This window comes from Sphingomonas sp. CCH9-F2 (assembly GCF_001556735.1).
Lineage (GTDB): Bacteria > Pseudomonadota > Alphaproteobacteria > Sphingomonadales > Sphingomonadaceae > Sphingomonas > Sphingomonas ginsenosidimutans.
Genome location: NZ_LSJO01000362.1, coordinates 1 through 6,343 on the forward strand (window position 1 = coordinate 1; position 6,343 = coordinate 6,343).

6 protein-coding genes are annotated in these 6,343 nt (G+C 66.5%); 4 read left to right on the forward strand and 2 right to left on the reverse strand.

Features of this window, described 5'->3' with window-relative positions; translation table 11 throughout:
• Positions 1-28 precede the first annotated feature (28 nt).
• On the reverse strand, positions 29-904 hold the full coding sequence (locus AX685_RS10515; RefSeq protein WP_061780293.1) for an MBL fold metallo-hydrolase: 876 nt from the start codon (positions 902-904) through the stop codon (positions 29-31).
• 68 nt (positions 905-972) lie between these two features.
• On the opposite strand from AX685_RS10515, the gene AX685_RS10520 reads away from it, so the two are divergent.
• Genes AX685_RS10520 through AX685_RS10530 form a run of 3 tightly spaced genes read left to right on the forward strand, consistent with a single transcriptional unit; the run spans position 973 to position 2,600 of the window.
• Positions 973-1,290, forward strand: coding sequence for an ArsR/SmtB family transcription factor (locus AX685_RS10520; RefSeq protein ID WP_042469298.1), 318 nt, complete (start codon positions 973-975; stop codon positions 1,288-1,290).
• Between the two features lie 4 nt (positions 1,291-1,294).
• Entirely contained in the window at positions 1,295-1,813 is a 519-nt protein-coding gene (locus AX685_RS10525; protein WP_042469176.1) for a rhodanese family protein, read from the forward strand.
• Positions 1,814-1,820: 7 nt separating this feature from the next.
• Complete coding sequence (locus AX685_RS10530; RefSeq protein WP_042469177.1) at positions 1,821-2,600, forward strand: sulfite exporter TauE/SafE family protein; 780 nt, start codon at positions 1,821-1,823, stop codon at positions 2,598-2,600.
• Between the two features lie 23 nt (positions 2,601-2,623).
• Here the strand turns inward: AX685_RS10530 and AX685_RS10535 are convergent, their stop codons facing one another.
• Positions 2,624-3,250, reverse strand: coding sequence for a recombinase family protein (locus AX685_RS10535; protein ID WP_082052512.1), 627 nt, complete (start codon positions 3,248-3,250; stop codon positions 2,624-2,626).
• Between the two features lie 129 nt (positions 3,251-3,379).
• Here AX685_RS10535 and AX685_RS10540 point away from each other — a divergent pair.
• The coding region (locus AX685_RS10540) for a Tn3 family transposase (RefSeq protein WP_066488359.1) at positions 3,380-6,343 on the forward strand (2,964 nt) is incomplete at its 3' end.

Here is a 6,343-nt window from a genome sequence, read left to right on the forward strand (position 1 = left end):
ACAAAGCCGTGTCAGCGATCGTATGACATCACGGATGGCCGGCTTTCCATTTTACCGGAATACGCAAGTAGGTGACACCGTTCGCCTCCGCCTGATCGAAATGGCCCGCGCGGATGTTGACCTGGATCGAGGGCAGCAGGAGCTTGGGCACGGATAGCCCGGCGTCACGCTGCTCGCGCATGGCGACGAAGTCGTCCTCATTCACACCGTCATGGACGTGGACGCTCGACCGTCGCTGCTCGCCCACCGTCGTCTCCCAGCGATAGTCGTCGCGACCCGGTGCCTTGTAGTCGTGGCAGAGGAACAGTCGCGTCTCGTCGGGCAGCGCCAATAGCCGGCGGATCGAGCGATAGAGCGTCCGCGCATCCCCGCCCGGGAAGTCGGCGCGGGCGGTGCCATAGTCGGGCATGAACAGCGTATCCCCGACGAACGCCGCATCGCCGATCAGATAGGTCACGTCGGCCGGGGTGTGGCCGGGGACATGCAGCACCTCGACCGCCAGCGCCCCGATCGCGAACTGGTCGCCATTCTCGAACAGGCGGTCGAAGTCCGAGCCGTCCGTTTTCAGATCATCCATCGCGAACACGGGGCGGAAGATTTTCTGCACGTCGCGGATATGCGCGCCGATCCCGATCCATGCGCCTGTATGCGCCTTGATGAAGGGTGCGGCCGACAGATGATCGGCATGAGCGTGCGTCTCCAGCACCATCGCGATCCGCCAGTCCTGCTCGCGGGCGAAGGCGACGATCCGCTCGGCCGAGCGCGTGTCGGCGACGCCGCTCGCCATGTCGAAGTCGAGGACTGGATCGATCACCGCCGCAGTCCGTGTCGCGGGATCGCCGACGAGGTAGCTAATCGTATTGGTCGGCTCGTCGAAAAACGCCTCGATGAGGGGCTGAGTCATGATTTTCTCCGTTAGCGCTTGCTAATATATTAGCTGGTGCTACATAAGCAACACCTAATGGAGTGGCGATGATGCTCAAACCGCCGATGGACCTGGCGACATTCGAGGCGAAGGCCGGGCAGGTCGCCGACACGCTGAAGGCGATCGGCAATGCTCGCCGGCTGATGCTGCTGTGCAAGCTGGTCGAGCATGGCGAGATGACGGTCGGCGATCTGGCCCGTGATGTCGGCTTGTCGCAGTCGGCCTGCTCGCAGCACCTGGCCAGGATGCGCGACGAGGGTCTCGTCACCTACCGGCGGGAGAGCCAGACGCTCTGGTACGCCATCGCGGATGCCCGCGTCGAAACGCTGCTCGGCACTCTCTACCAGCTCTACTGCAAGGATTGATGCGATGACGCTCGCGACCCTTTCTCCCGACGATACCCGTGCCGCGATCGATGCCGGTGCGCGCCTGATCGACATTCGCGGTGCCGACGAGCATGCGCGCGAACGCATTCCCGGCGCGATGAACGTGCCGCTCGACCGGATCGGCGATCTCCCGCGCGACGATCGTCCGGTCGTCTTTCACTGCAAGTCCGGGATGCGCACCGCCGCCAATGCGGCGCAGCTCGGCGCGGCAGCGGGTGGCGCGCCGGCCTATATCCTGGGCGGCGGCATCGATGCGTGGCGGCAGGCAGGACAGCCCACCGTCGCCGATCGGTCGCAGCCGTTGGAAATCATGCGGCAGGTGCAGATTACCGCCGGTGGGCTGGTGCTGATCGGCGTTCTGCTCGGCACGTTCGTCGCTCCCGGCTTCTTCGGGCTGTCGGCGTTCGTCGGGGCGGGGCTGATGTTCGCGGGCGTGACGGGGTGGTGCGGCATGGCCAACCTGCTGCGCGTCATGCCCTGGAACCGGCGCGCGACAGCCTGAGGCGATCGTGGACACCGCTGCCACCCTTGCCGCGCTTGCATCGGGCGGCGTGATTGGCCTGATCCTCGGCCTTGTCGGCGGAGGCGGGTCGATCCTCGCCGTGCCACTCCTGATCTATGTTGTCGGCGTCGGATCACCGCACGCTGCGATCGGGACGGCCGCTGTCGCCGTCACCGTCAATGCGCTTGCCAGCCTGGTCGGCCATGCGCGAGCGGGCCGCGTGAAATGGCGGTGCGCCAGTGTCTTCGCCGTCTCCGGAATGATCGGCGCGGCGCTGGGGGCGGAGTTGGGCAAGGCGTTCGACGGCAAGCGACTGCTTGTCCTGTTCGGGCTTCTGATGATTGGCGTCGGTTTGTCGATGTTGCGCAAGCGCCGCACGGCGGAAGCGCCGGACGTGCGACTGACCCGCGATAGCGCCTCGACGCTGCTGCCGCGCTTGGTTCCGATCGGGCTGGGCGTCGGGCTTGCCGCCGGCTTCTTCGGGATCGGGGGCGGCTTCCTGATCGTGCCGGGGCTGATCCTCGCGACCGCGATGCCGCTGCCCTTCGCGATCGGCACGTCGCTGGTCGTCGTCAGCGCGCTGGGGTTGACCACCGCCTTGTCCTACGCCCTGTCGGGGCTGGTCGACTGGAGCGTGACCGCGATGCTGGTCGTGGGCGGCGTCGCTGGAACGATCGGCGGTATTGCATTGGGCAAGGTTCTCGGCACCCGTAAGGGGCTGCTCGAACGTGGCTTTGCCGCCGTCGTGATTGCGGTAGGAACCTACGTTACGGCATCGTCGCTCTGAACCTGAGCAGCTTCAGCCGACTGCTATCGGCGCCCTCGCGCCAACAGCTTTTCACCATCGGGCCTGATCTCGCCCTTCGGCGTGACGTGTCGGTAGAGTGTTTGGCGCGTCACGCCGAGTTCGGCGCATAGCTCCGCGACCTTGGTTTCCGGTTTGCCCATCGCGGCCTGGGCGAGACGCAGTTTGGCCGGCGTCATCTTGAACGGACGCCCGCCGTGCCGACCGCGTGCCCGAGCGGACTCCAGACCGGCGCGCGTGCGCTCGACGATCAGTTCTCGCTCGAACTCGGCGAGGCCGGCGAAAATCGCGAAGATCAGCCGACCGTTGGCGGTGGTTGTGTCAATCGACGCGCCTTCGCCCGCCAGCACCTTCAACCCGATGCCACGCTTCGTCAGATCACCAACCGTATTGACGAGGTGGCGCAAATCGCGGCCGAGCCGATCGAGTTTCCAGATGACCAGCGTGTCGTCGCGGCGCAGCGCCTTCAGGCAGGCGTCCAGTCCCGGTCGCTTGTCGAGCCGGCCCGATGCGGCATCCTCATAGATATGCTCGGGATCGACGCCGGCCGCGACCAGCGCGTCGTGCTGCAGGTCGTGGACCTGGCTGCCGTCCGCCTTGGACACCCGCGCGTAACCGATCTGCGTTGTCACATATACGTCCGTTCACGTGACGGAGCGGCATTGCCCGTCGATCAATCGCGATAATGTCACATAACCCGTCTTCTGGTCTATGCTCCATGAACGGGTACGCTTTCCTGTTTCGTGACGAACAGGAAGCCGATGCCGACCAAGACCATCCTGTCGCCCGCGCAGCGTGCTGTGATCTTCGACCCGCCTGCCGATCGCGCGACGATCGAACGGCTCTATACGCTCGGTCCCGACGATCTGGCACAGGTGGCGCGACGTCGGCGCGGGGCGAACCGGCTCGGCTATGCGGTGCAGCTTTGCTACCTGCGTCATCCCGGTCGCAGGCTACTGACGGGGGATGCGGTGCCCGCCGCCATGCTCGCGCTGCTCGCCGATCAGATCGGGTGCGTAGCCGACGACTTCACCGGCTATGCCACGCGCCCCACGACATTGCGCGAACACCGGGCCGAGATCGAAGCTCTGCTCGGTCTGCGCGCCTTCGCGCGGGTGGATGTACGGGCGATGCTGGCGCTGGGATCGGAGATTGCCGCTTCGACTGATAGAGGTGAGACGATCGTCACAGGCATGGTCGATCGCTTGCGGGCGGACCGGATCGTACTGCCGGCGACATCGACGCTGGAACGGCTCGCCCTCATCGTGCGGACACGGGCGCGCAAGGCGGCCCATTCCAATCTGATCCGCGACTGTTCGACCGAACAGGAAGCCGCACTCGAACACATGATCGCCTCCGACGATGATGGGCGCACCCGGCTAGGATGGATACGCGAATGGCCGGAAGCACCATCGGCCGCGAACCTGAAGGGAATCGTCGAACGGCTCGACACCGTGCGCGGCATCGGGATCGCGGCTGATCGAGCACGACGTATCCATGCTGCTCGCTATGCCGTCATTGCGCGGACCGCCGGCATCGTCACCGCCCAGCACCTGCGGCGTCTCGAACGTCCGCGCCGGCTCGCCATGCTCGTAGCTTCCGTGATCGAGATGGAAGCGACGTTGACCGACGCCGCGCTGGTCATGGTGGAGAAGATGGTGGGCGCGCTGTTCCGCCGTGCCGACCGCACCCGCTCCGATCGGCTGCTCGGCCAGGCACGGATGCTGAAGGACACCGCGCGTTTCCATGCCCGGCTCGGTCGCCTGCTGGTAGATGCTCGTGCGAGCGGGCGCGATGCCTTCCGCGCGATCGACGCGAAGATGGGCTGGGATCAGCTCGAACGCAGCATCCGCTTTGCCGAGGATCTGACGCGCTCGGCCGATGACGGGCTGGAAGAAGTGGTCGAACGCTATCCCGCCGTGCGGCGTTTCGCCCCGACGTTTCTCGCCGCTTTCACCTTCCGCACCGCGCGGTTGGCTGATCCGCTGCTCGGCGCGATCGAGGTGCTGCGCACGATGTACCGCGACGGTCGATCGGTCCTGCCGAAGCGAGTGCCGACCAGCTTCATCAAGCCGCGCTGGCGCAAGGTCGTGCAGCCGGCGGAAGGGACGATAGACCGGCGCGCCTATGAGATCGCAGTGATCGCCCACCTGCGCGAGCGGCTCGGCTCGGGCAGCATCTGGGTGGACGGCAGCCGCGCCTATCGCACGCTCGACGACTATCAGCTGCCCATGCCCGCCTTCGAAGCGATGCGCGCGAGCGGCGATCTGCGCCTGGTTGTGCCGACCGACTTTTCCAAATGGTACGAGGAACGCCGCACCCTGTTGGCCCGGCGCATGACGGAGGTGGAGCGCGCAGCCGCAGCGGGCGAGCTGGTCGATGTGACGATCGAACGCGGGCAGTTGCTCATATCGTCGATCCGGCGATCCCCGTCCGACGATGCCGATGCGCTAAAGGCCCGGCTCTACGCGATGCTGCCGCGCGTCCGAATCACCGATCTGCTGGTCGAGGTCGCCGCATGGTCGGGATTCGCCGACCGTTTCGTCCATGCGCGCAGCGGCGCCCCCGCCTCCGACCAGTCCGCGCTGATGGGTGCGATCCTCGCCGATGCGACCAACCTCGGCCTGGGCCGCATGGCCGAAAGCTCGCGCGGGCTGACGTTGTCTCGCCTGCGCTGGACGGCGGAATGGCATGTGCGCGACGAAACCTATCTGTCGGCGCTGGCGGCGATCGTCGATTGCCATACCGCGCATCCGCTCGCGGCGGTCTGGGGACCGGGCGATACATCGTCGTCGGACGGGCAGTTCTTTCGTGCCGGTGGTCAGGGCGAGGCCCGCGCCGATCACAACGCCCGCTATGGCACCGAACCAGGCGTGCTGTTCTACACCCACGTCACCGACCGCTTCACGCCGTTCCACACCAAGGTCATCGCCGCCAATGCCGGCGAGGCCGCGCATGTCCTCGACGGCCTGCTCGACCATGAAAGCGAGCTGGTCATCCGCGAACATGCGACCGATACCGCCGGCGCGGTCGATCATGTCTTCGGCCTGTGCCATCTGCTCGGCTTCCGCTTCGCGCCCCGCATCCGCGACCTCAACGAGCGCCGGCTCTACAGCCTGTCGCCGCTCGACTCGTGGCCGACGCTGCGCCCGCTCGTCGCCGGTCCGGTCAAGATCCGCGCGATCGAGGAGAACTGGGACGAAACCCTGCGCCTTGCCGCCTCGATCCGCGCCGGCACGGTGAGCGCCTCGGTCATGCTCCGCAAGCTGGCGGGCTTCCCGCGTCAGAACTCGGTCGCCCGCGCGCTGCGGGAGATAGGTCGGATCGAACGCACCCTGTTCATGCTCGACTGGTTCGATGATCCCGACCAGCGTCGTCGCACCGGCAGCATTCTCAACAAGGGCGAGGCCCGCAACGCGCTCGCCCGCGCCATCTTCTTCAACCGCCTCGGCGAACTGCGCGACCGCACCTTCGAGAACCAGCGCCATCGCGCCTCCGGCCTGACCCTCGTCACCGCGGCCATGACGCTCTGGAACACCGTCTATCTCGACCGAGCTGTCCGTCATCTGCGCGGCAGCGGCGTCGACGTGCCCGACGAGCTGCTCGCCCACGTCGCCCCTCTGGGCTGGGAGCATATCGGCCTCACCGGCGACTATCTCTGGGGCGAGATCGACAAACCTCGCGAGCGGTTCAGGCCGCTGCGCCTCCACCAGCAAAGCCGGGAC